The sequence below is a fragment of the bacterium genome, assembly GCA_041649255.1.
Classification (GTDB): domain Bacteria; phylum Hydrothermota; class UBA3073; order JACQXS01; family JAQTXJ01; genus JAQTXJ01.
Genome location: JBAZNK010000020.1, coordinates 17752 through 43411 on the forward strand (window position 1 = coordinate 17752; position 25660 = coordinate 43411).

Sequence of the window (25660 nt, forward strand, 5' to 3'; positions counted from 1 at the left end):
CTGCCACAAAAACACAAAATCACAAAAAAAGAAGCACTAAAATAAATTCAGACAGGATTTACAGGATTTTTACTAGCAAGAATAGAAAGATTATTTAAGAATTATAAGTTTTTGGGTTTGTTTTATAATATTAGATTCTTCGCTACGCTCAGAATGACAAATTGTTGAGAGTGTTACAAAGTAAACGCCACTCTTATGGATGTTGGGTGTAAAAGTATAATTGCCTTTGGTTAATGTGCCGGAATAAAGGGTTTCTTTTAATCTTCCACAGAGGTCGTAGATAGTTAATTGGATATCAGTTAATAGGGTCACCGCCTGAGCGGGATATTCCATATTAGTGTAATAGTTATTGGGGACAGAGAGGAAAATTTTATCTTTTATTATTTTCAAATCCGCATTTCCGCCTGAGGCGGATCTTCGACCAAAATCCGAATTTTCTTCTATCCCTATATACGGATGATATCTCAAAATACTGCCTGCCAAATTATAATAATCTGCAGGGCAAAGCGCCCATACATAATTTGTATCTATAGCGCATATTTTCAATGTGGTGTCTGCCGAATATTCCGTTACCCATGTTTGTCCGCCGTCACGGGTTCTTATAATAATTCTTTCTCCGCCTGCCCACCCGTTCAATGAGTCAATAAATTTTACGCATCTTAAATTATTGGTTACTCCACTTGTCAGGGTATCCCATACATTATCGGTTCCGCCATTATCAGTATATAATATTGTCCCAGTATCTCCAACTGCCCATCCGTGAAGACTGTCTATAAAGTCTATGTCATTCATTGGAAAATTATATAGAAGAGATAAACTATCAACTCCTTTAGTAGTTCCGAACAAACGCTTTTCGCAACAGACCCATCCACGATAAGCATCTATAAAACATATTGACATTATGGATGTAGCGAAGGGCATCGCCTTTCCATTTATATAAGTATCCCAACTCTTTAAATTTGCTTCAAAATAAGCCCAGAATAATTTATCCACTACTGTTTCCATAGTCCCAACGCCTCCGCTTTGATAATGTGAGCCACTGTTTGCTTCTGCTTGTCTACCATATGTTCCAAAACCATCTCCCGTAGATAATAATAACCAACCTGTAGCCGTACCATTTGAGACGTGGGCTGCCCAGTTTCCGCCTGCCCAGCCAGAAATTGAATCGACAAATGCAATGCGTGTTAAACTAAGACCTGTATTAAGAGACTTTGATTTGCCGGGATATATAATTGTATCCGTCCAGCTTTTACCGCCATCTTTAGTAAACATAAGTCTCCCGTTTGTAAAAATACCCCCGCCAACACCACCCATTGCTGCCCATCCGTGAAGAGAGTCGGGAAAACTTATGTCATGAACTTCACCATTGTATTGAGTTATCCAATACACTGCAAATAAATTTATTGGCAAAATACCGATTAACAATATCAATATTTTTCTCATGTTTCTCCTCTATTTTATCAAAACTAATTTCTTTGTTTCTTTAAAATTATGTGCTGAAAGTTTCACAAAATAAATGCCGTTTGTTTTTATTACGGGTGTAAAAGTATAATTGCCTTTGGTTAATGTGCCGGAATAGAGAGTCTCTTTCGGTCGACCGCATAAATCGTAAATCGTTATTAGGGTATTAGGGCAATAGTCATTGGGGACGGAGAGGAAAATTTTATCTTTTATTACTTTAAGATCGACGGCTTGAAGCGAGGGCTTCAAGCTACCCGTAGATGGTTCTTCCACAGCTACATCTTCATAAACTCTCACATAATCAACGAACATAGTATCAGGGAATGGTGTAGTGCCATCAGGATTCCCCGGCCAATTTCCGCCGACTGCTAAATTCAGGATTATATAGAACGGAAGATGCAGTTCTTGAGTGCCGTTAATACCGCCTGAAATGTTTGTTTCAAAAAACTTAGTTCCGTCAAGAAACCACTTGATTGCGTTGGCATTCCATTCGATAGAATAAATATGATATTGTGTTACATTACAAGAAGTATAACTCCCGGATTGTTGATGTCCCCCGTTATCCCAATGCATAGTTCCATAAATCAGCGTTTCCGTGTTTATGTGTTCCATTATGTCGATTTCCCCGCATTTAGGCCAGCCAATCTGGTTAACGCTTTGCCCCAGCAGCCAGAAGGCAGGCCATATTCCTTTTCCAACGGGAAGTTTGATTCTTGCTTCAAATTTTCCATAGGTCCATGTTTGTAGTCCATCGGTTTTTAAACGGGCAGAAGTGTAATTTGCTCCGTTATAAACTTCTTTTTTGGCTATAATTAACAGGTTCCCATTTTGTATTTTGACATTCTTTGGCCGGCTTGTGTAATATTCAAGTTCGTTATTATAGCTAAAACCCGTATCATAAGTCCAGTTTGTGGGATTAACGTTTGCGCTGTCAAATTCATCGGACCATAGAAGATTCCATGCTTGCGCTTTGTTTTGTATAAAACAAAACAATAAACAAGAGAAGAATAATTTCCTCATATCGCCCACTATTATCAAATTAAATATCAAATATTAAATATCAAAAATACGGATTAAAAATTAAATATTATTTCATTAAAATTAATTTTTTAGTTATGTTTATTGTATTAGATTCTTCCCCGCCTGCGGCGGATTCAGAATGACAAACTGCTGTAAGTTTCACAAAATAAATACCGCTCTTGTGAATGTTGGGTGTAAAGGTATAATTGCCTTTGGGTAATGTGCCTTGGTAGAGAGTGTTTTGAAGTCTACCTGTTAAATCGCAAATCGTTATTAGTGTATTAGTATAATAGTTATTAGGGACGGATAAATAAATCTTATCTTTTATAACTTCCAATTTTGCATTTTGATATTTGATTTTTGATTTTTCTTCAACTCCGACTTCTTTACCCAATCTAATCAGATAGACATCATACCCACCTGCTCCGAAAGAACTTGTCATTCCTGTAATAATAAACCCGCCATCTGTTGTTTGTCGAATAGAATATCCGAAATCACCTTTAGTCCCACCAATAGTCTTTGTCCAAAGAGTGTCACCAATTGAATTTGTCCTTATAAGATAAACATCATTACTGCCTACCCCAAAAGAGGATGTAAATCCTGCAATGATGAAACCTCTATCTTCAGTCTGTTGAACAGATTTGCCACAATCATAGTTCGTTCCGCCGTAAGTTCTTGTCCATAGAACATTTCCTGAAGAATTTGTTTTAACCAAATAGACATTGTTAAAACCTGCTCCTGCTCCAAAAGATTCTGTTTCTCCTGCAATAATAAAACCGCTATCTTGAGTCTGTTGAACTGAATACGCAACATCCCATCCAGTCCCGCCGTAAGTTCTTGTCCATAATGTATCGCCTAAAGAATTTGTCTTAATAAGATAGGCATCTTCATAGTTTTGTCCGAAAGAGTATGAACCTGCGACAATAAATCCGCCATCATAAGTCTCTTGAACTGAATAACCGTAATCATAAAAAGATCCACCATAAGTTTTAGTCCAAAGCGTATTACCTAAAGAATCTATTCTGATAAGATAGGCATTCGTATATTCCCAAGCCATAAAAGTCTCTCCCGCAACGATAAATCCGCCATCTTTAGTCTGTTGAACAGACCATCCCCAATCATGATTAACTCCACCAAAACTTCTTGTCCAGAGAGTATCTCCCAAAGAATTTGTCCTAACTATATAGACATCGTTTTGCGCTGACGTTCCAGTAATGATAAATCCCCCATCTTTGGTCTGCTTAGCTGAAGACCCCCAATCCAAGTTTCCTATTCCACCAAAAGTTCTTGTCCACAAAGTATCGCCTGAGGAATTTGTTTTAATAAGATAGATAGCCCATTGCATTGAAGTGGGAGAATCTGTCTTTCCTGAAATGATAAATCCACCATCAGAAGTTTGTTGAACCGAACTGCCATCATCCCATCCAGCTCCTCCAAAAGTTCTTGTCCAGAGGGTGTCGGGGGCGGAGGCAAAGAGGTTTGTTCCTGTAAGGATAATAAATACAAGCAAATATTTTTTTATAATTTTCCCTTTGTTAAAATTATGTTTCAACAGGAATATAGTTATTTTATATTATCTTTATTATCTTAAATGTTTTCTCTTTTTGCCCGTCATTCAGTTTAAGGAAATACACCCCTTTCTTTATCGCACGAGTATCAATCCTCATATTTCCCATTATGAAACCCCGTGTTACCAACCTGCCTACACCATCGTAAATTTTATATTCCGTATTTGTTTTTTCTTTTACAGACAATTCAACATAATTACTAAATATCGTATTTCCGAGTTCTATATTGTTTTTATTATTTATTTTATTCTCTTCCACAGCTCCACCCGGAACATCAAGCACAACACAATAACAAGAGTAATCTACTACTGCTATTTCCAGATCTCCATCCCCGTCAACATCAGTAAGACAGGCTTCATTTAAAATGGGGTCTCTGTATCCCGTATCTCCTTTAGGAGAATTCCACCCCCATCCTTTATCACCGTTACTTTCAAAATAATTAACCTGCGCTCTATGATCTACATCGGGAGGATACCCCGTTACTACAATTTCGTTACAAGTATCATTATTAAGATTTGCAATTACAGGCGACCCGAACAAATTGGCATGTGTTTTATTCCATTCTACAGCTCCGGTAGCGCCATTTATACAATATAATTTTTTTCCATTATGAATAACTATATCCGGGATTCCGTCTCTCGTCATATCGGCAATTCCCGGTGATGGCTGCCAATAATCATGTCCGAAAGTTTCAGGCGAATAATCCGGCGCAAAAATGCCTACAGTCGCATTAATAAAAGGAGTTGAATTTCCCGAATTAAAAACTTTAATTTTTCCCGTAGTATAGCAGTAAAGGACTATTTCCAATGCAGTATCCGCATCAAAATTTGACAACGCAGGTGTCGTAGCCGTATCCCCAATGGCAGTACTCCATTTTATATTTCCCGCATCATTAAGTACATACAACGTCACCCCACCTACCACGACTATTTCTTTGTTTCCATCGCCATCTACGTCTCCTCTTGAAGGCGGCTGTAAATTTATCGTTAACGTGTCAAACCATCGGACATTACCGTTTGTAGCGTTAAACGCCCATAAAACACCCGATTCGTCTCCCACTATAACCGTCCCGGAATCTCCTTCTATTACGAGCGGGGCGCAGCAATCTTTAGTATACCAGGAAAAAGCATTAAGACTATCTCCGTACACAATTCGTTTTCCCCAGATAAATGCTCCGCTATTACCGTCATACGCTTTGAAATAACCTTTTACGGGGGGAGTCATAAATGAATCGCAGGTACTTTCAAAAACCTCCGGTTTACCATCCCCGTTAATATCCATAAGAGCAGGCGTACCAAAATAAGGCCCCATTTCGTTACCAACAGTAGCCCAGATAAACATACCATCATAACCTCTATAAAGGTCCGCCGCGGGAAAAGCGGGAGTACAGGAACCTATTAAGATATCGTTTTTTGCATCCCCGTTGAAATCTGCGGAAACAGGGCTTGAATATATTATATCCCCTTCCGAATTCTGGATTAACAAATCCCATTTTTTAATAGCGCTGTCGGCAAAATGCGAGTATCCCTGCACGTATCCTGTCCGCTGTTCATTCGCCCTGAGCATAGGCCATCCGGTGGGAATAGTCGTTTTAGATAAGGAAAGAATCAACGTCATTAAAATCATAATACCTCCTGTGTTAAAGTTATGTTTTTATTTTCAATACAACGAATAATTAATGTTATGAAAAAGTATTTTTGTCAATCTTTTTGTGATGTAGAACAAACGGAGAAGAGAATAGGTCATATAGGACATATAGAACGGAAACAATGGATTCCCGCTTTCGCGGGAATGACGAACGGGAAAACTTATTAGAAACAAAAGGGATAAAACAAGGGAAGTTAACTATAAAGAGTTACAGAAACGTTGTCTTGCTTAATCTAACTTAAGTTTACTCTACCCATATTGTTTTCCGGGTTATGATATTATCCGATGTCTTTAGCCTTATAAAATACACGCCTGACGAAAAAGGTTTCCAGAAATTAGTATGCATTCCTGTTGTCTTATAACCATTAGCAATCACATCTTTTTTTCTTCCATCTACGCCGTAAACTGAAAGTTCAATAGATTCGTCTTTTGGCAGCGTATATCGGACTTCAACTCTTTCACCACAGGTGGTTAAAAGTTTCAAGTTAATACCAGAGCCATTAGATTCTTCGTTTATACCTTGAGTAAACAAATCGAGCCGATGTAACTCCGAACTGTTAAAGGGTTTGAGAGGACCATCATGAATCCAGAGGCCAAAAAATATAGTTGTTCCATCATCATTCCATGTCAAACAATCCAACTGACATCCATTCGGTTTATAAGAGTCCGGCCAAACGGTACTGTCGTTATACCATGTAATACGCTCTATTTCTGTAAAGTCAGGGTTTGATATATAAAGGTCTGCAAAATACCTATAGAGAAAGTACGGGCCTTTCATCCATGCGATTTTGTCGCCCGAGGGTGAAAACATAAAGAACTCTTCATGTTGTGGCGTTGTCTGAAGAGATTTATTTGTTCCATAACAACTATCGCCATCCCATGTCCATTTATACTCATAGGGGTCACAACATACTCCTGAAGATGCCGAATAGAGCAAAGAATAAGAAAGGGAATCATTCTTATGGATGTCGTTTGGTTCGTAGTACATCTGGCCATTCGGTTCACGTTCGAATCGTTTCACAAGCTGTAATTGGTCATTGGTATCCGGAACTATTTCACAGAATATCATCTTGGAAAATCCGTAATCGTCACCGGAATTTCCCTTGTCATATCGCAGCGGGTAAACAAACCACTTGCCATCTTCTGAAATCGCAGCACGTTGAAGTCCTTGTCCGGAGTCCAAGTTCGTCAACCTGTAGTAATTTTTCTTACTTACGTCCAAAGCCCAGATATCATTATCCCATCCAATACTTGGCGCATTTTCTAACGGTTTGTGTGCGCTATGCTCGTTTTCCGCTCTGAAAAAGATAATTGGCAAGAAGGGATGAACAATCGGAGCGCCTTTCCAGTGAATTGCAGGGGCAATACTATCTTCGTCCAGCGGAAAGTTTATCCCCAGAATATTATCGTCGTAAGACGTGAGACAGTTTTTGTTTCCACCATTTTCATCTATAACCCACAGATCCCAGTTTAGAGGGTCCACATAAACCAGGTCAGCATTCGGCAAGGCAGAATCTTTCCATAGTATCCAATTTGGAAGAACGCCATTTTCAAGGAGTACCGTATCTTTTTTCATCTCGTACTTGTCCCCTTTTGTCTGAAGAAAAGTTGATAAAATAAACATTATCCAAAACATTTTACCCTCTTTTTATTGTTTAATAAATTTTTGTATTTGTTGTGGATGATTCTTTACGCGAATAAAATAAGTTCCCTTTGATAAATTAGCAACATTTATTTTAATGTTCGTCTGATTTGTGCAAACACTTTTAACTAATACGCCTATTGCGTTATAAACTTGAATTTGTTTCTTGTCGTTTTGACCGGCAGCAAAACTAATTGCTAAATATTTTTTTACAGGGTTAGGAAAAATCGCAAACAAAAGCTCTTTGTGTGTAACAACATCTTTCTCTGATATGGCCGTTGTATCGCACACCTGCAGGAGAGTTTTCATCGTATCATTTGTAATATTATTCGTATATTTTATGGATTGAATAAATTCGCTCATCCCGAGTATGGCTTCATTATAGGTTGGTTTTGGAGAGAGCACCGGAGCATTTATCCAGTTTATTAGCTTTGTCCATAAGGCAGTAGGCTGAATTTCCGTAAAACAGGGATAATTGTTAATCACTTTTTTCCATGTCCAGAAAGACCATCCGCTAAGTTCATTGGCAGTATCTTCCAGAGCTTTTTTTGTACTGTCAACAAGAGGATAACGATTTTCTCCCCATTCACCACACCACATAGGCACATTATAACTATCCACAATAGTTTTATATGCGTAAATCTTTGCTTTTGGGTCTTCGCCAAACCATGTATAAATATGAAAACTGTAAGTCATATTACTGTCCAACAGGGTTGATAACATTGAAAAATTCTGGGCAGCATTCGTTCCTTCAAGAATAAGCATATGATTAGTATCTACTTCTCTAATGGCTTGTATTATTCTTGTATAGATATCAACTAACTGGCTTTCTTCGGAGGGTTCGTTTAACAGGTCATAACCGGCAACAATGGTCCGATTTTTATATCTTTCGGCTATCGCCCTCCAAAGCGCTATAGTACGGAGTTTATTATTTTCATCATCCCATAATAAAATACCTGTAGTATCGGGGTCAGCTATGAAAACAGAGCTCTGCCCTCCGGGCGCACTATGCATATCCAGTATAGCATATACTTTATATTGCTCGCACCAGTTAAGTATGCTGTCTAATATATTCCACCCACTTTGTTTATATGTGTATGGCAGTGAATCGTCTTCCAGCAAGCGGTGATTAATAGGGATGCGCACCACGTTAAAACAAGATTGGGAAATTGCAGCGATATCATCTTTCCCTATAAAAGTTTCATAAATCTGCTGTTGGAATTCCTTAGTTATCGTATCGCCAACTATTTGTGCCAAACGGGTTAATATCGTTGTTTCACTTTTATATCCTTTCCCCCATATCCAGCCTTCCCACAATAACCATCCTCCTAAATTCAAGCCTCTCAGTTTTATGGGATTGCCGGTACTATCAACTATAGTTTTGCCATCCCTGTGTATAAAATTTGTTGAGCCAAATAGACTACTAGCGCTTAAGGTTATAGAAAAAATGAGTAATATTATTTTCATCTTATCTTGTGTTTTATACATTACTTTGTTAGAATTCTTTTGTAAAGCTTTTTATGATTGATAATTTTTTCATTTTTCTTTACTTACTGTAGGAATTATATAGCAAAAGCTGTGACATTTTATATTTGATTTATATACTCTCTTTGTGTATCAGGGAAAACAGTTTTTCTATTTTGAAAAATCTTTATAGGAATAGCAATGTTTTGTATTATGTTTGATACACAAGTTGTATCATTTTTTGAATGGTCTCAAGCAAAAAACAGAAAGAATTTCCCGTAACAGACTCGAGACTATAGTAAAGAACATGAAAAAGCAGAAATTCGGACGCAGATTAATAGAAAGTTTAAACAGCAAAAGCTGGATTCCCGCCACCGCTCCTCCTGCGGCGAGATCTTCGACAGGACGGGGTAATTTAAAAAGATTTCCACACATATTAATGCATACAACGGAGAGATTCTTCTCCTCCTGAGGCGGATCAGAATGACAAAAGAAGGCTATACGCTTAGATAAAGTTGGATTTAGAAGGTCAAGTTTTATAAATTAAGTAAATTTATTTTAGGGAATATTAAAAAATATTGTTGACAAAAAGCTATATCTAAGTTATTTAAAAAAGATTATTTTTATTTTGGAGATATAAAAAATGGGACAAAAAACACATCCGTATGGTTTTAGGCTTGGAATAACAACTGATTGGCAGTCAAAATGGTTTGCCAAAAGTAGTGATTTCAAAAAGTTTTTACAAGAAGATTTTCAAATAAGGACATATATAAACGAACGATTAAAAGAAGCCGGCATATCTAAGACTGAAATAGAACGCACACCGAAACATGTTCGTTGCGTCATCCATACAGCAAGACCGGGTATGGTTATCGGAAGAAAAGGCGCATTAATTGACAGGCTTCGTAACGAGTTGAACCTCGCAATCGGAAGAGACATTGAAATAGCAGTCCAGGAAATAAAGGATCCTGAAATAGATGCAGTTCTCGTAGCAAATAACATAGCTCGTCGTCTGGAACAGAGAGTATCTTTCCGAAGAGCAATGAAAAGAGCAATGTCAAGTGCAATGAATCTTGGAGCATTAGGTATAAAAATAATGTGTTCCGGCAGATTGCAGGGCGCTGAAATTGCAAGACAGGAACAATATAAAGAAGGAAAAGTTCCTCTTCATACTTTAAGGGCAAAAATTGATTACGGCGAAGCAACTTCTCACACAGTATCCGGAACGATAGGTGTAAAAGTCTGGATTTATAAAGGAGACAACTAATTTATGTTAGCCCCAAGCAGAACCAAGTTTCGTAAACAACACCGCGGAAGAATGAGAGGTGTTTCAAAAGGAGCCACTTCGGTAGATTTCGGCGACTTTGGTTTACAGGCGCTTGAACCTGCATGGATAACTGACAGACAAATAGAATCTTGTCGTGTTGCATTAACGCATTTTTTGAAAAAAGGCGGAAAAATGTGGCTTAGAGTTTTTCCTGACAAACCATACACAAAGAAACCTGCAGAAACTCGTATGGGTAAAGGAAAGGGTGAACCTGACCATTGGGTAGCCGTAGTAAAACCGGGTAGAATATTATTTGAACTCGGCGGAATGGATGCAACAATGGCACAAACAGCGCTTGCTCGTGGCGCAGCCAAATTACCGATACACACGAGAATCATAAAAAGATGAAAGCTGCAGACTTACATAAACAAGAAATAGATGAGTTGAAAAATACTCTTCATACTTTGGAAGAAGAGTTGTTTACAATGAAATTTAAAAGAAGGACGCAAAATTTAGCGAATCCATTAAAAATAAGAATAATAAGACGAGATATTGCTCGTACTTTAACTATAATACATGAGAAAGAAATTAGAAGGGATAGTAGTAAGTGATAAGCAGCAGAAAACGCGTATAGTAGAAGTTGAGCGCTGCTTCCCTCACCCAAAATATAAAAAGTATATTCGTCAACACCAGAGGTTTGCCTGTCATTGCGAAGAGGATTTGAAAAATGGGACACGTGTTATCATAGAGGCAACAAGACCACTGTCTAAGACTAAGAATTGGCGAATTATAAAAGTTTTATAATAAATTTAAGAGGGGAACAATATGATTCAGACTTTTACAAAGCTTGAAGTTACAGATAATACCGGTGCAAAGACTGCAATGTGTATAGGGATACCGGGTTCAAGCTATAGAAGATACGCACACATCGGAGACGTAATCACTGTTGTCGTTAAAAGCGCAATAGGACAGGGAACGATAAAAAATCATACCATTCAGACCGCAGTGGTAGTTAGAACAAAGAAAGAATGTCGTCGGACTGATGGAAGTTACGTAAGATTTGATGAAAATGCTTGCGTTCTTATTAGCAAAGAAACCAGGGAACCTCTCGGGACTCGTGTATTCGGGCCGATAGCACGCGAAATCAGAGACAAAGAGTTTACAAAAATTGCATCTCTGGCAAGTGAGGTAGTATGAGATTAAAAAAGAATGACCTTGTGCAGGTAATGATTGGCGCTTATAAAGGCAAAAAAGGAAAAATATTAAAAGTATTTTTTACTAAAGATAAAAAAACCGGTAAGGATAAAAATACTTGTATCGTAGAGACTATAAACATGAGAGTAAAACATCAGAAACCAACTGCACCCGGAGAAGCTTCAGGACGACTTAAAAAAGAATGTCCTATCAGAGCAGATAATCTTCGTCTCGTGTGTCCGAGATGCGGGAAACTTACGAAAATCAAGAAAGAAAAGAAAGGCACTCAGAATGCACGCGTCTGCAAACAGTGTAACGAGATGATAGACGAGAAGTAACTTCTAAACTTAGAAACTCATAGTAGCTGCAAAAGAAAAACCTCGCCACAAAAACACAAAACCCAGCTGAGCTGGATAAGTTAGAGTAATCGCGCCAAGGCGGGAAACTCTAACTAATCACAAAAAAAGAGCACTAAATTGAAACCACGAGATTAGCACACGATTTACACAAGAAAAAATAAATAGATAATAAAAAGAATAATTAGCCACGGATAACGGACACGGATTTGCACGGATAATAAGTTTCTCACGTAAAGACGCAGAGGGAAGAAATTTTCACCGCAGAGACGCCCCGCTCCTCCTACGGCGGATCTTCGACACAGCGTGGTAAAATCCGTTCGCAGAGAACATAACTTATTTAAAATTTTTATCTCTTAAAGTTCTCTTACAGTCACTGTTATAAATCTTTTATCTTTTACTTCATTAAAATTAGTTTCTTTGTTAATTTAAACTTATGAGATTCTTCGTTACACTCAGAATGACAAATTGTTGTGAGTGTTGCGAAATAGATGCCTGTAGAAAGTCCTTTGGCGGGAAAAGTGACAGTGTAAGTACCCGCTTCTTTTTCGCCGTTGATTAATGTTTTTACACAACTCCCGGTAATATCATAAAGTTTTAATGATATTGTAGTCTTAACGGGAAGTGAATAACTAATAGTCGTTGATTTAACAAACGGGTTTTTTAGTATTTTCAATTCCGCAATTCCGCCTGAGGCGGATCTTCGACCAAAATCCGCATTTTCTTCTGTTCCTATCGTAGTATAATATACTGCAAGACCGCCACCCCAAGTACCAATCCAGATATTACTCCCTTCTACCGCAAGAGTATTGACATAGTTGTTAGGCAATCCGGAATTTGAGGTATCGTATACACTCCAGTTAGTGCCGTCAAACTTCGCTAAACCATCCAAAGTACCAATCCAGATATTACTACCTTCTATTGCAAGATCGCTGACACAGTTAGCAGGCAAATCGGAATTTAATGTGTCATATACGGTCCAATTCGTGCCATCAAACTTCGCAAGCCCCTTTCCCCAGGTACCAATCCATATATTACTCCCTTCTATTGCAAGAGCCTTCACATAATTAAGGGGCAAGCCGGAATTTGATTCGTTGAACAAAGTCCAGTTCGTGCCGTCAAACTTCGCAAGACCATAATAATAAGCGCCAATCCATACATTACTTCCTTTTATTGCTATGGCATCAACAGAGTTATACGGCTTGCCGGAAATTGATGTATCGACCAAAGTCCAGTGAACATCATCAAACTTTGCAACTCCACGACCATCAGTGCCAATCCATTTATTACTTCCTTCTATTGCAAGAACAGTGATATCATTAAGAGGCAAAGCGGAATTTGAGGTGTTGAACACAGTCCAGTTAGTGCCATCAAACTTCGCAAGCCCACCATTAAAACCATAAGAATTACCAGTGCCTATCCAGATATTATTTCCTTCTATCCCAAGATCAGTGATAGAGTTAGCAGGTAATCCGGAATTTGACATTTCATAAATAGTCCAGGTAGTATCGTCAAATTTTTCAAGACCGGCATTCCAAATACCAATCCATTTATTACTCCCTTCTATCGCAAGAGCATAGACATCGTTATTAAGCAAACCAGAATTTGAAGGATTGAATACAGTCCAGTTAGTCCCGTCAAATCTCGCAAGACCACTGCCATAATAACCAGAACATTGAATATCTCCGGTTCCAATCCAGATATTACTTTTTTCTATTACAAGAGCAGAGACAGTATCCGACGGTAAACCGGAATTAGATGTGTTGAAAATAGTCCAGTTAGTTCCATCAAACTTCACAAGTCCACCACCATCAGTGCCAATCCATATATTACTTTCTTCTATTGCAAGAGCGGTAATATCTTTAATAGGCAAAACAGAATTCGAATCGTTAAAAACGGTCCAATTAGCGCCATCGAATTTTGCAAGTCCACCATCCCAACTAGTACCAACCCAAATATTACTCCCTTCTACTCCAAGAGCATAGACAAGGTTATCAGGCAGTCCGGAATTTGATGTTTTGAACACAGTCCAGTTCGTGCCGTCAAACTTTGCAAGCCCCCCCCAAGTACCAATCCAAATATTACTTTCTTCTATTGCAATTGCAAAGACCCAGTTGTCAGGCAAAGCGGAATTTGAAGTTTTATATACATTCCAAGTAGTTCCATTAAACTTCGCAAGACCACCATAAGTTCCAATCCATATATTAGTTCCTTCTATTGCAAGGGAGCGAACCCCATTATTAGGCAATCCGGAATTCAAGCTGTTATAGACAGTCCAATTAGTGCCATCAAACTTCGCAAGCCCGCCATGCAAAGTACCAACCCAAATATTACTTCCCTCTATTGCAAGAGCAGAAACAGTGTTATAAGGCAATCCGGAATTCGCGTGGTTATAAAATGTCATTTCTGAAGTAGTTTTGTTTATTTTTACGAGTCCGGTATAAGTACCAACCCATAATTCATTGCCACTATCGGCAACAGCAGTAACAACTAATCCACAAGTGTAATTGGTCCATCCCAGGTGTAGAGCATTCGCAGTATTATAGGCAAAGACGGACAATAAAATAAATATTATATAAAAATGTTTAGTCATTTTACTTTCCTGAATTTATCTTTTATTTCATTAAAATAAGCTTCTTTGTCAATTTAAACTTATCTGTTGTGAGTGTTGCGAAATAGATGCCTGTAGAAAGTCCTTTGGCGGGGAAAGTAACACTGTAACTTCCGGCTTCTTTTTCGCCGTTGATTAATGTTTTTACACAACTCCCGGAAATGTCATAAAGTTTTAATGATATTTTACTTTTAGCAGGAATCTGATAGTTAATAACTGTTGATTTAATAAACGGATTTTGTCCTATCTGTAAATCCGCATTCCGCAATCCAAAATCCGCACTTTCTTCTATCCCCATATCGTCTTTAAGTATCCAGATTCCGCCCCCATTTCTGCAACTTACATACACCAAACTATCCTGCGGATTTACTGTAATACCGAAAGGTTCTTGTCCTACAAGAACTGTCTGCGTTACTAAATTGGTTACTCCGTTAATTACCGAAACCATACCACTATCCGAAGAGAAATCATAACTTGTTACATAGATTTTATTTGCTAATGGGTTTATACACATAGCCTCAGTAGATGTTCCCACATCTATCGTATCGATAATTGAATTAGTTATTCCATCAATTACCGAAATATTATCATAAAAATTTGTCACATAAATTTTATTTGTTACCGGATTTACGTATATCCTTCGAGGGCTCCAACACCCGGTATATACTGTGCCAATAACTAAATTGCTCGTTCCATCTATAACCGAAATACTATCGTTATACTGACTCGCCACATAAATCTTATTTGTTGCCGGATTTACACCTATAGCGCAAGGGTTAGACCCTACAGTAATTGCCATAACAAGCACAGAATTAGTTGTTCCGTCAATTACGGAAACGGTATTCGTATCATAATTTGTGACATAAATTCTATTCGTCACAGGATTTACACATATATCGTTGGGATTACCATCAACAGCTACGGCAGCAAGCAACGAATCATTCGTCCCATCAATTACGGAAACATTACCATTTACCGTATAGATTTTGTTTGTTGTTGAATTTACACATATCCCACGAGGGGACTGGTACCAATTAGCGCTGACAGCCACAGTATCAACAATCGAATTAGTTGTTGCATCAATTACTGAAATATTATTTCTATATAAATATGTTAAATAAATTTTATTTGTTGTCGGATTTACACAAATATAATAAGGCCAAGAGCCAATATTTACCGCAGCAAGCACTGAATTATTTGTTCCATCAATTACGGAAACGGTATTATCATATTCATTTGCCGCATAAATTTTATTTGTTGTCGGGTTTACGCATATCCCATAAGGATATTCTCCAACAGTTACCGTATCAATAAAAGAGTCTGTTGTCCCATCAATTACCGAAACAGTATTACTATCGAGATTTGCTGTATAAATTTTATTCGTTGTTGGATTTACGCATATATTTGAAGCATACGATTCAAGAATCACGTTATCAATAACCGAGTTAGTTGTGCCGTCGATCACCAAAACGGTATCACTCCCCTTCCAGTTTGTCATATAAATCTTATTTGTTGTTGGATTTACACATATACGAAAAGGGTTGATTTCTAAGGAGATTGTATCAATGACTGAATCAGTTGTCCCATCAATTACTGAAATATTTTTACTATAAGTATTTGCCACATAAATTTTATTTGTTGTCGGATTTACGCATATACCGTTAGGTCCAGAATCAACAGGTATCGTAGCAATGACCAAATCAGTTGTTCCATCAATTACCGAAACGGTATCGCTATTCCAACACGCCACATAAATCTTATTTGTTACCGTGTTTACACATATACCCCATGCTCCAAATACTACCTCTACGACAGAAACAACCGAATCGGTTGCTCCGTCAATTACCGAAACATAACCCCATTCATCTGTTACATATACCCTGTTTGTCAAAGGATTTACGCATATACCTCCAGGCTCTTGCCCAACAGATATGACATCAATTACTGAATTATTTGCCCCGTCAATTACCGAAACATTATCACTCCAGCGATTTACGGTATAAATTTTGTTTGTTGTCGGATTTACGGCCACTCCGATTGGGTTCAATCCATTTCCTGCCTGCGGGCGAAACAATATACTGTCAACGACTGATACATTTGCAAATACGGCATTTGAAAACAAACCTGCTATAAATATTCCGAATAATAATTTTCTTCCGCCTAAGGCGGATTTCGTTTCGTTCAACATAAGTTTTCCCCCTATATCAAATTAAACATACAAAAATATAACAAAATGGGCGATTCACCGAATCGCCCCTACAATTACTACTTCATCAAAATTAGTTTCTTTGTTAATTTAAACTTATGAGATTCTTCGTTACACTCAGAATGACAAATTGTTGTGAGCGTTGCGAAATAGACACCTGTAGAAAGTCCTTTGGCGGGGAAGGTGACAGTATAAGTGCCGGCTTCTTTTTCGCCGTTTACTAATGTTTTTACACAACGGCCGGAAAGGTCAAAAACCTTCAAAGATACTCCGGAAGATGTGGGTATTGCGTATTGAAGAGTTGTGCTACTAATAAATGGGTTTTTTAATATTTTTAATTCCAAATTCCGCAATCCAAAATCCGAAATTGATGGTTCTTCTATCCCTTGTTCACTATAACTTGCTAAACCATGCCACTCAGTTCCAATCCATATCGTTGTCCCTTCTAAAGCAAGGGATGAAATACGATTATCCGGTAATCCTGAATTATTTTGATTATAAACAGTCCAGTTAGTACCGTCAAATTTTGCTAATCCCCCACTCCAAGTTCCAACCCACTTTGTTGTTCCTTCCACTGCAAACGAAGTAACATCATCGCCGGGTAAGCCTGAATTACTCTTTTTATAAACAGTCCAATTGGTGCCATCAAACTTCACTAACCCACCATCGGTTCCAATCCATTTATTATTTCCTTCTATTACCAAAGCAGTAACATTATTATCAGGTAAAACTGAATTACTTGTGTTATAAACAGTCCAGTTAATGCCATCGTATTTCGCTAAGCCATATTGAGTTCCAATCCACTTTATTGTTCCTTCTATGGCAATAGCAGTAACACGATTGTCCGGCAAGCCTGAATTATTTTCATTATAAACAGTCCAGTTAGTACCGTCAAATTTTGCAATACCCCAGCCATACGTAGGATAAGTACCCGTTCCGACCCACATTGTTGTTCCTTCAATGGCAAGAGCAGAAACCGAATTATTAGGCAATCCTGAATTGCTAGTATCATAAACAATCCAGTTGGTGCCGTCAAACTTTGCCAATCCACCATAAGTGCCAATCCAGATATTACTTCCATCTATTGCAAGAGAATAAACAATATTATCCGGCAATCCTGAATTTCTCATATCATAAACACTCCAGTTAGTGCCATCAAATTTTCCTAATCCATTATCAGTCCCAATCCACTTCGTTGTTCCATCTATTGCAAGAGAATAAACAATATTATTAGGCAATCCCCTATAAAAAGTCCAGTTAGTGCCGTCAAACTTCGCAAGACCACAACCAGAAATACCAACCCACTTTGTTGCTCCTTCTATGGTAATTGAATTAACACAATCGTAAAGGAATCCTGAATTACTCGTATCATAAACGGTCCAATTCGTGCCATCAAACTTTGCTAATCCACAATCAGTCCCAATCCATTTCGTTGTGCCTTCTATAGCAAGGGCATTAATCCAATTATCCGGTAATCCTGAATTGGTATTATCATAAAAAGTCCACTTAGTGTTGTCAAAGCTTGCTAACCCCCAATTAGTCCCGATCCATTTCGTTGTTCCTTCTATTACAAGAGCATTAATTCGATTACTCGGCAACCCTGAATTAGTAGTCTTATAAACAATCCAGATATTATCATCAAACTTTGCCAATCCATCAGCAGTCCCAATCCACTTTATTGAATCTTCTACTAAAATATTCCAAACATGATTATCAGGCAATCCTGAATTATTTGTCTTATAAACAGTCCAATTAGTTCCGTCAAACTTTACTAATCCACTATCAGTTCCGACCCACTTCGTTAAACCTTCTGTTGCTATTGAATAAACCAAATTACTTGGCAAGTCTGAGTTACTCATATTATACACAGTCCAGTTAGTTCCATCAAACTTTACCAATCCACCACCAGTCCCGATCCACTTTGTTGTTCCTTCCATTAAAAGAAAAGTAATACAATTATTGGGCAAGCCTGAATTACAGCAGTTATACAATTGCGTCCCCCCCGTAGCTGTGTCCATACAAACTAATCCGCCAGCCATAGTCCCAATCCATATTTTATTTCCTTCGCTAACAACATCAGTGACATAATCTTCTGCGCTTGTATAATTTTGCCAACCAGGGTATTGGGCATTCGCAGTATTATAGGCAAAGGCAGACAATAAAAAAAATATTATATAAAAATGTTTAGTCATTTTACCTTCCTGAATTTATCTTTTATTTTATTAATATTAGTTTCTTTGTCAGTTTTAACTTATCTGTTGTAAGCGTTGCGAAATAGATACCTGTAGAAAGTCCTTTGGCGGGGAAGGTGACAGTATAAGCACCCGCTTCTTTTTCGCCGTTTACAAGTGTTTTTACACAACGGCCGGAAAGGTCAAAAACAGTTAATAGTGTATTAGTATAATAGTTATTAGGAGGAACAGAATAAGTAATAACTGTTGATTTCACAAACGGGTTTTTAAGTATTTCTAATTTTGGATTTTGGGATCCAAAATCCGCATTTTCTTGTTCTTCTATTCCTGTTTCGTCTCCGAGTACCCATATGCCTCCTGCATCTAAGCAGCTTACGTATATAAAATTAGTTACAGGATTAAATGCAATAAACGTCGGACGTTCTCCAACACTGACTTGTTGCTCTATCGTATTATTTGCGCAGTTTATTACTATGAGACTATCATAATAAGGATTTGTCACGTATATTCTATTTAACTTCTCATTAGCGCATATTCCATAAGCAGCAGACATTTCTATCGTATCTGCAATAGTATTGCTTCCGCCATCTATTACTAAAACACCATAGTATGAGGATGCAAGTGTCACGTATATTTTGTTTGTCACCTGATTTACACAAATATCATAAGGTGTTCCATAATCCATTATCGTATCGGTAACTGTATTACTTATCCCGTCTATAGTTAGTATCAATGAATGAGGGCTGGGAGACATTGTTGCAAGGTATATTTTATTTGTTATCTCATTTACACAAAGACAATATTCTGTACTATAATAGGATTGGGCATTTATTGTATCTATAATCGTATCACTTGAACCATCTATGACAAAAATATAAGTTCCTTCCGAGACATATATTCTATTTGTAGTCTCATTGACACAGATAGCATTGCCAAATACATTTATTGTATCCATAATCGTATTGTTTGTCCCATCAATCACCAGGACATTGTTTCTTGCTACATATATTTTATTTGTCGTCTGGTTTACACAGATATCATTTCCCCATTCAATTTTTACCCTATCTATGACTGCATCATTAACACCGTTTACAACTAAAACACTGCTGTCTTCCAACCCTACTGCGTATACCCTGTTTGTCGCTTTGTCCGTGCATATACTATAAGGCGTATAGCCTTCTTGTATGGCAGCAATAATCGTATCGGTTATTCCATCTATTACAAAAACATTATTATTATTATTTGCAATTGTATATATTTTATTTGTTGTTTCATTCAGACAGATATCACCTGCCCAAAATCCCAGTTCTATTGTATCCACAACCGTACCGTTTGCCCCATCTATTACCGAAATATCACTACTCTGGTTATCTGCTACGTATATTTTATTTGTCGCTTCATTTACGCAAATATTGGTAGGGTAATCGCCTACTTTTATTGCATCTATAATTGTATTACTTGTCCCGTCTATGACTAACACAGTATCGCTAAGTCTGTTTGTTACATATATTTTATTCGTTGTTTCATTAACGCAGACACCATCGGGCCAGATACACATTCTTATGGTATCTATGAACGTATTGGTTGAGCCATCCAGTACTGAAAGTTTACTCCCATAACCATAACTTGTCACATATACTTTATTAGTTGTTTCATTCACGCAGATGCCCCAGATGGAAGAATATCCCTGTATTCCTATTCCTATTGTATCTATGATTGTATTTGTTACGCCATCGATTACCACAACAGCGCTGCTATCACGATTTGCCACGTATATTTTATTCGTTGTTTCGTTTACACAGATACTACTTGGACGGGTACCCGCTTCTATAGTATCGATAATCGTATTATTTGAGCCATCTATGACTAAAACATTATCTCCAAACAAATTCGTTACATATATTTTATTTGTTGCTTTGTTTACACAAATGTCTTCGGGGTCTATGTTTGTTTTTATTACTGCCATAACCGCATTACTTGCGCCATTTATTACGGAGATATTTTTACTTCCACTATTTCCAACATATATTTTGTTTGTTGTTTCGTTCACACATATAATTACAGGGGATGTTCCGTTGCCTGCCGTGGGACGGAGTATTATGCTGTCAATGACTGACACCTGCGCAGACCCGAGGTTTGAGAACAAACTGATTATAAATATTCCGAATAAGAATTTTCTCATAAGCACCCCCATCATAAAGAAATATCAAACATATATTAGCTTACGACGTATTTACAGCGGAAATAGAAAAAGTCAAGGGAATAAAAAATAGGGGCGGGAATGAAATTCCCGCCCCTATTCCCTACTGAAATTATAATTATCTAACTAATAATGTTTTTTGTGTTCTTGTTTCGGTTGCCGTCTTCAGTTGATAGAAGTAATAACCATTTGGTAATTGCTTGCCTGTCACGGATTTGCCATCCCACTGCACGTTATAAGCACCGGAAGACTGAACTTTATTTATTAATGTCCGCACCGGTTTACCTGAAATATCAAAAACTTTCAGCGTAGCGTGTCCCGTATTTGCAAGTGTGTATCGGATGTTAGCAAATGAATTGAACGGATTCGGAGAAGCGTTAAGAGTAGTTGTTTGCTTTGTAATCCCTTTTTCCTCAACTCCAATAGAAGAAAGTCTTATGAGTAATATATAGGGATACATATAACTCGTTGCCGTTCCTGCAATTATATACCCGCTTGCGCATTTTGCAAGATAGCCGCCATTGTCATTATAACCCATACCGTCATAGGTTTTTGTCCAGGTAGTGTCGCCATTTGCATTTAATTTGAGAATATATATATCAGCATTGCTACCAAAGGAATAACTCTCTCCTGAGACTAAAAATCCGCCTTCGGAACATTCCAGTACAGAAGTGCACAAATCGTTCTGAGCTCCGCCATAAATTCTTGTCCATAAGCTGTCCCCGGTAGAATTTGTTCTGATAATATATACATTATTTTTATCCGAACCGGATGGATATGTTTCTGCTACGATTATAAATCCATTATCTGCGCATTCCTGAACGGAATAACCCATATCAAGTTCGGTTGTGCCATAAGTTCTTGTCCAGAGAGTATCGCCCAGTGTATCGACTTTCATAAGCAATACGCTGCCCCCGGCGGAAGCACCGACAAATGAGTACCCTGAGACTATAAAATTACCGTCATTACATTCCTGAACGCAACTAGCCCATTCGTCATTCCCCGGCCCATACTTTCTCGTCCAGAGAGTATCTCCGTCTTCATCTATTCTGATAAGACAGGCATAGGTGTTGGAAGTTACTTTTCCTGCAATCAAAAAGCCACCGCTGCTGCATTTGCAAACATAATTTCCGTAATTTTTATCCATTAAATTATAAATTTTTGTCCATACAGTGTCGCCATTGGCTTTGGTTCTTAAGGCAAAAATGTCTCCATACATACCACGGTCTCTTGTTCCAACAACAATAAAGCCGCTGTCATCGCATATTTGAATGGAATTAGCCATTTCACTTTTGTCATCGCTGCCATAATTTTTTGTCCATAAAGTATCTCCGGCTGAATCCGTTTTTACAAGATAAAAATCGTACTCTTTAAGTGAACCCGGATCTTTATCTAATTTTCCTGCAACTATAAATCCTCCGTCCGGACATTGTTTAACATCTCCGGCGTATTGAGATTCCTGTCTGCCTATCCATTTAGTCCAATCTGCAAAGGAATTAACCGAGAATAAAAGAAGCAACGTAATACTAACCTTTTTAAACATAATGCCTCCTGTAATTTTTTGTTTGATTTACTAAAAATGAAGAAAAGAACTTAATCAAAAACATAAGATAAAAAAAATAGGAAAAGTAGTTTAAGAGAAATAAGACGCACAGCTTATTAGTGTTGCTCGGCTTAACCTGTTACCAGGCTTCCACCTGCAACCTATCAACCTTGTAGTCTACAAGGAGCTTTTAGTTTCAAGACTTGCATCTTGAAAGGGAGATATTATCTTGGAGCAAGCTTCCCCCTTAGATGCTTTCAGGGGTTATCTTTTCCGAACATAGCTACTCAGCCATGCAATTAGCACTACAGCTGATAGACCAGAGGTTCGTCCATCCCAGTCCTCTCGTACTAGGGACAGCCCTCCTCAAATCTCCTGCGCTCACCACGGAGAGGGACCGAACTGTCTCACGACGTTCTGAACCCAGCTCACGAACCGCTTTAATGGGCGAACAGACCAACCCTTGGGACCTTCTACAGCCCCAGGATGCGATGAGCCGACATCGAGGTGCCGAACCTCGCCGTCGATATGAACTCTTGGGCGAGACTAGCCTGTTATCCCCGGAGTACCTTTTATCCGATGAGCGACAGCCCTTCCACTCGGGACTGCCGGATCATTAAGCCCTGCTTTCGCACCTGTTCCCCCTGTCGGGGTCACAGTTAAGCTGGCTTATGCCTTTACACTCTACATTCCATAACGACGGAATTGAGCCAACCTTTGGGCACCTCCGTTACATTTTGGGAGGCAACCGCCCCAGTCAAACTACCCACCAGGCACTGTCTTTCGATTTCCACAATCGAAATTAGAATTCCAGCAAAATAAGAGTGGTATTTCACCGTTGACTCTGCCCCGGCTAGCGCCGGAACTTCATAGTCTCCCACCTATCCTACACATACTTTACTAAAACCCAATACCAAGTTGCAGTAAAGGTTCACGGGGTCTTTCGGTCCTGTGGCGAGTAAGGAGCATCTTCACTCCTGTTGCAACCTCACCGAGTCTCTCGTCGAGACAGCGCTTAAGTCGTGACACCATTCGTGCGGGTCAGAACTTACCTGACAAGGAATTTCGCTACCTTAGGACCGTTATAGTTACGGCCGCCGTTTACTAGGGCTTCGGCTCAGAGCTTGCACCCCTTGCGTTAACCTTCTAGTACCGGGCAGGTGTCAGTCCCTATACATCCTCTTGCGAGTTAGCAGAGACCTGTGTTTTTGATAAACAGTCGCTAAAGCCCTTTCACTGCGGCCCGTTTCAACTCCCCCTGTTCAGGATCATCTACTCCGGGCACCCCTTCTTCCTAAGTTACGGGGCTAGATTGCCGAGTTCCTTGACGAGAGTTATCTCGAGCACCTTAGAATATTCTTCCTACCTACCTGTGTCGGTTTATGGTACGGACATCTGAAGAGCTAACTTAGAGGATTTTCTTGGCAGAATCTTAAGACTGGTTTATCCCTTTCGAGTTCCCAATCACCCCTCATCTCATCCCGCATAACGGAACAAGACTGCAGGCTTTGATCCTGTAAGCTTACACAGGACCAGTCGTGTTTTCTGCGTCCCCTCTAAGGTCAAACACTCCCCTTATGGTATCTGAATTTTAACAGATCTTCCATCACCTACTCTCGCGTTAACGAGACTTGGCTTAGGTTCCGACTTACCCTGGGCGGATTAGCCTTCCCCAGGAAACCTTAGGTTTTCGGTGTTCGGGTTTTTCACCCGAATTATCGTTACGCATACCGGCATTATCTCTTCCAATCGGTCCATTATGACTCGCGTCCTAACTTCGCTCCAATTGGAATGCTACCCTACCTCGTATCCCGCCGAAGCGGAATACAACCATAGCTTCGGTAAAAAGCTTGAGCCCCGATCATTTTAGGCGCGAAATCGCTTGACCAGTGAGCTGTTACGCACTCTTTAAATGGTGGCTGCCTCTAAGCCAACATCCTGGCTGTCTAAGTAATTTCACATCCTTTCCCACTTAGCCTTTATTTGGGGACCTTAGCTTATGGTCTGGGTTGTTCCCCTTTTGGGACTGGAGGTTATTCCTCAATCCCTGACTCCCAGAATATAGAATAACGGTATTCGGAGTTTGGTTAAGTTTCCTTCTGTTGCCAAAAGGAAATTCATCCAGTGCTCTACCCCCGTTATTAAACTTCTGAGGCTAGCCCTATAGCTATTTCGGGTAGAACCAGCTATCACTAAGTTTGATTAGCCTTTCACTCCTATCCACAGTTCATCCGAGCGGTTTTCAAGCCACACCAGTTCGAACCTCCTCTCGTTTTTATACGAGATTCATTCTGACCATGGATAGATCACTTAGCTTCGGGTCTATTCTGACTAGCTTAATCGCCCTCGTTGGACTTGGTTTCCCTACGCCTTCTTCCAATATGTTTGTATTAGAATTAAACTTGCTAATCAGAAATAACTCGCCGGTCCGTGCTGCAAAAAGTACACAGTTATCCTTCTTACAAGTATAAATACTCGTAAGTCAGACTTCTACAGCTTGTAAGTATATGGTTTCAGGTTCTATTTCACTCCCCGTTAGGGGTTCTTTTCGCCTTTCCCTCGCGGTACTAGTTCACTATCGGTTACTGGTTAGTATTTAGCCTTATGCCGTGGTCGGCACAGATTCCTGCAGAATTTCACGTGCTCCGCAGTACTCGGGTTTCTAAAAAGCAAGAATTACATTTTTCGTCTACAGGACTATCACCTTCTTGGGTGTCTTCTTTCCAGAAGATTTTGACTAAATGTAATTTTTTTGACTTGCCGGACTTATCAGCATTAAGTCCACTCTAGACCCCACTACCCTCTTTGTATAACACATGCTGGCTTGACATACAAATGAGTTTAGGCTCTTCCCTTTTCGCTCACCACTACTAAGAGAATCACGGTGTTTTCTTTTCCTCCGGCTACTGAGATGTTTCACTTCGCCGAGTTGATCCCTCCTGCCAAAAGCAGGAAGTGTTCTGATTTGAATCAGAACAGGTTTCCCCATTAGGAAATCCCCGGGTTAACGGTTGTTTGCACCTTTCCGAGGCTTATCGCAGCTTACCACGTCCTTCATCAGTTGCCAGTACCTAGGCATCCACCATATACCCTTATTATCTTATCCTTACTCTTAAACTACTTTTCCTATATAATTATCAAAGAACTTCTGTTTAAAATAAAAAATAGACTTACTGTTTACGCTATTTGTCGTATTTGTCAAGCAAAAAATATAAGTTTTTATAAATAAATAATTTCCACCCAAAAAGAAAGTCAATAAAGACTTTTCCACTTTATTAATACTAACCTG

Annotated in this window: 18 protein-coding genes and 1 rRNA gene; 7 read left to right on the forward strand and 12 right to left on the reverse strand. The window is 38.8% G+C overall.

Features of this window, described 5'->3' with window-relative positions; all coding sequences use genetic code 11:
- Nucleotides 1–90 precede the first annotated feature (90 nt).
- The 4 genes from WC614_12025 to WC614_12040 all read right to left on the reverse strand — a co-directional run bounded on the left by WC614_12025 (nucleotide 91) and on the right by WC614_12040 (nucleotide 5675).
- Complete coding sequence (locus WC614_12025; GenBank protein ID MFA5033731.1) at nucleotides 91–1443, reverse strand: YCF48-related protein; 1353 nt, start codon at nucleotides 1441–1443, stop codon at nucleotides 91–93.
- Between the two features lie 9 nt (nucleotides 1444–1452).
- A complete protein-coding gene (locus WC614_12030; protein ID MFA5033732.1) occupies nucleotides 1453–2481 on the reverse strand; it encodes a family 16 glycosylhydrolase in 1029 nt (342 codons plus the stop codon).
- Between the two features lie 67 nt (nucleotides 2482–2548).
- Nucleotides 2549–4033, reverse strand: a complete 1485-nt coding sequence (locus WC614_12035; GenBank protein MFA5033733.1) for a hypothetical protein — start codon at nucleotides 4031–4033, stop codon at nucleotides 2549–2551.
- A 16-nt stretch (nucleotides 4034–4049) separates the two neighbouring features.
- Nucleotides 4050–5675, reverse strand: coding sequence for a PQQ-binding-like beta-propeller repeat protein (locus tag WC614_12040; GenBank protein ID MFA5033734.1), 1626 nt, complete (start codon nucleotides 5673–5675; stop codon nucleotides 4050–4052).
- Between the two features lie 57 nt (nucleotides 5676–5732).
- Here WC614_12040 and WC614_12045 point away from each other — a divergent pair, with 57 nt between their 5' ends.
- Nucleotides 5733–5864: a hypothetical protein gene (locus tag WC614_12045; protein ID MFA5033735.1), complete on the forward strand. Its 132-nt coding sequence runs from the start codon at nucleotides 5733–5735 to the stop codon at nucleotides 5862–5864.
- A 76-nt stretch (nucleotides 5865–5940) separates the two neighbouring features.
- On the opposite strand, the gene WC614_12050 is transcribed toward WC614_12045, so the two are convergent.
- The gene (locus tag WC614_12050; protein MFA5033736.1) at nucleotides 5941–7332 is read right to left on the reverse strand and encodes a T9SS type A sorting domain-containing protein; all 1392 of its coding nucleotides are present in this window, start codon (nucleotides 7330–7332) and stop codon (nucleotides 5941–5943) included.
- Nucleotides 7333–7344: 12 nt separating this feature from the next.
- Nucleotides 7345–8805 carry a cellulase family glycosylhydrolase gene (locus WC614_12055; GenBank protein ID MFA5033737.1) on the reverse strand — a complete coding sequence of 487 codons (1461 nt, stop codon included), beginning with the start codon at nucleotides 8803–8805 and terminating at the stop codon, nucleotides 7345–7347.
- A 640-nt stretch (nucleotides 8806–9445) separates the two neighbouring features.
- Here WC614_12055 and rpsC point away from each other — a divergent pair.
- From rpsC to rplX, 6 genes are read left to right on the forward strand one after another with little or no spacing between them, the layout of a single operon-like run.
- Nucleotides 9446–10069, forward strand: coding sequence for a 30S ribosomal protein S3 (rpsC, locus tag WC614_12060; GenBank protein ID MFA5033738.1), 624 nt, complete (start codon nucleotides 9446–9448; stop codon nucleotides 10067–10069).
- Between the two features lie 3 nt (nucleotides 10070–10072).
- The gene (gene rplP / locus WC614_12065) at nucleotides 10073–10477 is read left to right on the forward strand and encodes a 50S ribosomal protein L16 (protein MFA5033739.1); all 405 of its coding nucleotides are present in this window, start codon (nucleotides 10073–10075) and stop codon (nucleotides 10475–10477) included.
- Nucleotides 10474–10680, forward strand: coding sequence for a 50S ribosomal protein L29 (rpmC, locus tag WC614_12070; protein MFA5033740.1), 207 nt, complete (start codon nucleotides 10474–10476; stop codon nucleotides 10678–10680). Before rplP ends, rpmC begins: the two co-directional genes overlap by 4 nt.
- Nucleotides 10646–10873, forward strand: coding sequence for a 30S ribosomal protein S17 (rpsQ, locus tag WC614_12075; GenBank protein MFA5033741.1), 228 nt, complete (start codon nucleotides 10646–10648; stop codon nucleotides 10871–10873). The genes rpmC and rpsQ overlap by 35 nt, the downstream gene beginning before the upstream one ends.
- A gap of 21 nt (nucleotides 10874–10894) precedes the next feature.
- Nucleotides 10895–11266 carry a 50S ribosomal protein L14 gene (gene rplN, locus WC614_12080; GenBank protein MFA5033742.1) on the forward strand — a complete coding sequence of 124 codons (372 nt, stop codon included), beginning with the start codon at nucleotides 10895–10897 and terminating at the stop codon, nucleotides 11264–11266.
- Nucleotides 11263–11601: a 50S ribosomal protein L24 gene (gene rplX, locus WC614_12085; protein MFA5033743.1), complete on the forward strand. Its 339-nt coding sequence runs from the start codon at nucleotides 11263–11265 to the stop codon at nucleotides 11599–11601. Before rplN ends, rplX begins: the two co-directional genes overlap by 4 nt.
- A 415-nt stretch (nucleotides 11602–12016) precedes the next feature.
- Here the strand turns inward: rplX and WC614_12090 are convergent, their stop codons facing one another.
- The 6 genes from WC614_12090 to WC614_12115 form a co-directional block, all read right to left on the reverse strand.
- Nucleotides 12017–14212, reverse strand: coding sequence for a two-component regulator propeller domain-containing protein (locus tag WC614_12090; protein MFA5033744.1), 2196 nt, complete (start codon nucleotides 14210–14212; stop codon nucleotides 12017–12019).
- A 22-nt stretch (nucleotides 14213–14234) separates the two neighbouring features.
- Nucleotides 14235–16418, reverse strand: a complete 2184-nt coding sequence (locus WC614_12095) for a T9SS type A sorting domain-containing protein (protein MFA5033745.1) — start codon at nucleotides 16416–16418, stop codon at nucleotides 14235–14237.
- Nucleotides 16419–16495: 77 nt separating this feature from the next.
- A complete protein-coding gene (locus WC614_12100; GenBank protein ID MFA5033746.1) occupies nucleotides 16496–18628 on the reverse strand; it encodes a two-component regulator propeller domain-containing protein in 2133 nt (710 codons plus the stop codon).
- Nucleotides 18629–18650: 22 nt separating this feature from the next.
- Nucleotides 18651–20810: a YncE family protein gene (locus WC614_12105; protein ID MFA5033747.1), complete on the reverse strand. Its 2160-nt coding sequence runs from the start codon at nucleotides 20808–20810 to the stop codon at nucleotides 18651–18653.
- A gap of 136 nt (nucleotides 20811–20946) precedes the next feature.
- Nucleotides 20947–22371 (reverse strand): FlgD immunoglobulin-like domain containing protein, encoded by a 1425-nt coding sequence (locus WC614_12110; protein ID MFA5033748.1) that lies wholly within the window; start codon nucleotides 22369–22371, stop codon nucleotides 20947–20949.
- Nucleotides 22372–22466: 95 nt separating this feature from the next.
- Nucleotides 22467–25477 (reverse strand): 23S ribosomal RNA (locus WC614_12115).
- Between the last annotated feature and the right edge of the window lie 183 nt (nucleotides 25478–25660).

What these genes read in the sequence shown, in the direction of transcription:
- WC614_12040 (MFA5033734.1), bottom strand. Translation starts at nt 5,675, where the DNA reads ATGATTTTAATGACGTTGATTCTTTCCTTATCTAAAACGACTATTCCC.
- rplX (MFA5033743.1), top strand. Translation starts at nt 11,263, where the DNA reads ATGAGATTAAAAAAGAATGACCTTGTGCAGGTAATGATTGGCGCTTAT.
- WC614_12055 (MFA5033737.1), bottom strand. Translation starts at nt 8,805, where the DNA reads ATGAAAATAATATTACTCATTTTTTCTATAACCTTAAGCGCTAGTAGT.
- WC614_12110 (MFA5033748.1), bottom strand. Translation starts at nt 22,371, where the DNA reads ATGTTTAAAAAGGTTAGTATTACGTTGCTTCTTTTATTCTCGGTTAAT.
- WC614_12030 (MFA5033732.1), bottom strand. Translation starts at nt 2,481, where the DNA reads ATGAGGAAATTATTCTTCTCTTGTTTATTGTTTTGTTTTATACAAAAC.
- WC614_12100 (MFA5033746.1), bottom strand. Translation starts at nt 18,628, where the DNA reads ATGACTAAACATTTTTATATAATATTTTTTTTATTGTCTGCCTTTGCC.
- rplN (MFA5033742.1), top strand. Translation starts at nt 10,895, where the DNA reads ATGATTCAGACTTTTACAAAGCTTGAAGTTACAGATAATACCGGTGCA.
- WC614_12090 (MFA5033744.1), bottom strand. Translation starts at nt 14,212, where the DNA reads ATGACTAAACATTTTTATATAATATTTATTTTATTGTCCGTCTTTGCC.
- rpsQ (MFA5033741.1), top strand. Translation starts at nt 10,646, where the DNA reads ATGAGAAAGAAATTAGAAGGGATAGTAGTAAGTGATAAGCAGCAGAAA.
- rpsC (MFA5033738.1), top strand. Translation starts at nt 9,446, where the DNA reads ATGGGACAAAAAACACATCCGTATGGTTTTAGGCTTGGAATAACAACT.
- WC614_12050 (MFA5033736.1), bottom strand. Translation starts at nt 7,332, where the DNA reads ATGTTTTGGATAATGTTTATTTTATCAACTTTTCTTCAGACAAAAGGG.
- rplP (MFA5033739.1), top strand. Translation starts at nt 10,073, where the DNA reads ATGTTAGCCCCAAGCAGAACCAAGTTTCGTAAACAACACCGCGGAAGA.
- WC614_12105 (MFA5033747.1), bottom strand. Translation starts at nt 20,810, where the DNA reads ATGAGAAAATTCTTATTCGGAATATTTATAATCAGTTTGTTCTCAAAC.
- WC614_12045 (MFA5033735.1), top strand. Translation starts at nt 5,733, where the DNA reads ATGAAAAAGTATTTTTGTCAATCTTTTTGTGATGTAGAACAAACGGAG.
- WC614_12095 (MFA5033745.1), bottom strand. Translation starts at nt 16,418, where the DNA reads ATGTTGAACGAAACGAAATCCGCCTTAGGCGGAAGAAAATTATTATTC.
- rpmC (MFA5033740.1), top strand. Translation starts at nt 10,474, where the DNA reads ATGAAAGCTGCAGACTTACATAAACAAGAAATAGATGAGTTGAAAAAT.
- WC614_12025 (MFA5033731.1), bottom strand. Translation starts at nt 1,443, where the DNA reads ATGAGAAAAATATTGATATTGTTAATCGGTATTTTGCCAATAAATTTA.